At 65.3% G+C, this 1,788-nt stretch carries 2 protein-coding genes; one reads left to right on the forward strand and one right to left on the reverse strand.

Annotated features, from left to right (window positions below; all coding sequences use genetic code 11):
- The first annotated feature begins 244 nt into the window (after positions 1 to 244).
- Entirely contained in the window at positions 245 to 1,462 is a 1,218-nt protein-coding gene (locus tag I6F09_RS37065) for an IS110 family transposase (protein WP_225190194.1), read from the forward strand.
- Positions 1,463 to 1,491: 29 nt separating this feature from the next.
- Here I6F09_RS37065 and I6F09_RS37070 read toward each other — a convergent pair.
- Positions 1,492 to 1,788, reverse strand: a 297-nt coding sequence (locus tag I6F09_RS37070) for a hypothetical protein (protein WP_225190193.1), incomplete at its 5' end; no start/stop codon positions are given.

Consider the following 1,788-nt stretch of genomic DNA (forward strand, 5'->3'; position numbering starts at 1 on the left):
GGTGCCAACGTTCCCGCTGCGGTGTTCTACATCGTGGCGTATGGTGCGACCATCGGGACAGAGGCACCGGGAGCACGAAGTGCGGGCAGGCCGATGTTATTCGATGAGCCGAGAGCTCGAGTTAGTAGCTGGCCGCCTCTGCGACTCGCCCGGTTGCGCTGGGAGCGCGAATCCGTAGTTGTCGTGTCGCCCGCAGCTCCCGTCATATGTCTGGCAGGAGGTGCGAATGCGACGGGTGATTGGCATCGACGTCCACCGAACTTTCGGCGAGGTGGTGTTTTGGGAGGACGGCAGGCTCCGACATGCGGGCCGCATCGATATGACGCGGACTGCGCTGGAGGGATTTGGCAAGACCCTGCTGGCCAGTGATGAGGTGGTGCTCGAAGCGACTGCCAACAGCATGGCGGTGTCGCGGGTTCTGGCGCCGTTCGTGGCACGGGTGATTATCGCCAATCCGCTGCAGGTGAAGGCGATCGCCCAGGCTCACGTTAAGACCGACAAGATCGATGCCGGCACGCTCGCCAGTCTGCAGGCGGCCGGGTACCTGCCGCAGATCTGGACGCCTGACGCGGAGACCGAACGCAAGCGTCGGCTGGTGGCGCGGCGCTACCAGGTCGTGCGGCATCGCACGCGGCTCAAGAACGAGGTGCATTCGATCCTGCACGCGCACCTAATCCCGAAGTGCCCGCATGCCGATCTTTTCAACGCCCGCGGCCGGGCGTGGTTGGCCGCCCAACAGCTGCCGCACGATGAGCGCGCGGCCATCGATCGGCATGTCCGTGAGCTTGACCGGCTGGCGGAAGACCTGGCTCTGCTCGACCGTGAGATCGCTCAGGACGCCATCGACGACCTCGCGGTCAACAGATTGATGACGATCACCGGCGTCAATCTGGCGGTCGCCGCCGGCATCGTGGCGGCGATCGGCGACATCAGCCGGTTCGACAGCCCGCAGAAGCTGGTGAGCTATTTCGGGCTGAACCCGCGGGTGCGGCAGTCGGGACTGGGAGCCGCCCATCACGGTCGCATCAGCAAGATCGGCCGCAGTCACGCGCGCGCCATGCTGGTCGAGGCCGCCTGGGCCGCGGCCAAGGCGCCCGGTCCACTGCATGCTTTTTTCGTGCGGATTCGCGCCCGGCGTGGCCATCAGGTCGCCGCGGTGGCCGTGGCTCGCAAGCTCACGGTGCTCTGCTGGCATTTGTTGACGAAGGGCGAAGATTACCTGTGGGCGCGTCCGGCGCTGGTCGCCAACAAGACCCGCGCAATGCAACTTCAAGCTGGACATCCGCAACAGAAGGGCAGCCGGCGCGGACCAGCCTATGCCTACAACATCAAGGCGCTGCGCGACCGTGAGATGTTGATTGCCGCCCAGGCGGAGCGAAACTACGAACAATTGGTGTCGCAATGGAAACCGCGACGGCCAAAACCTGGCGCGCGGGCGCCTCAGCTCGGCAGGACAAAATAGGCAGTCCGGTGACGCTTTCAGCCGACGCGTCACGCTTCGCCACGAGGTCGCCCGCGCCGGACAACCATAACCGCCGCTGACGGCAGTGCCAGCCAGGAATGCAGTCCCGTTCCACGCCAGCATGCCGCCGTGCTCGGGCCGGTCAAGGCCAAGCCGTGCGGTGGCCGCAAACGCGGCCAGCCTTGACCGACCCTGCGCGCGGCGGCTGCGAGATCGGTGACCGGGACGGAAGAATGGCCCGCGCCGCGGCCGAACAAAAGAATGGACGCGATTTCCGCATAGTCATCGGGGCGATCATTTAAAAATCGCTTGTCCATCTCATCCGT

It is taken from the genome of Bradyrhizobium sp. IC3195, from assembly GCF_020193585.1.
Classification (GTDB): domain Bacteria; phylum Pseudomonadota; class Alphaproteobacteria; order Rhizobiales; family Xanthobacteraceae; genus Bradyrhizobium; species Bradyrhizobium yuanmingense.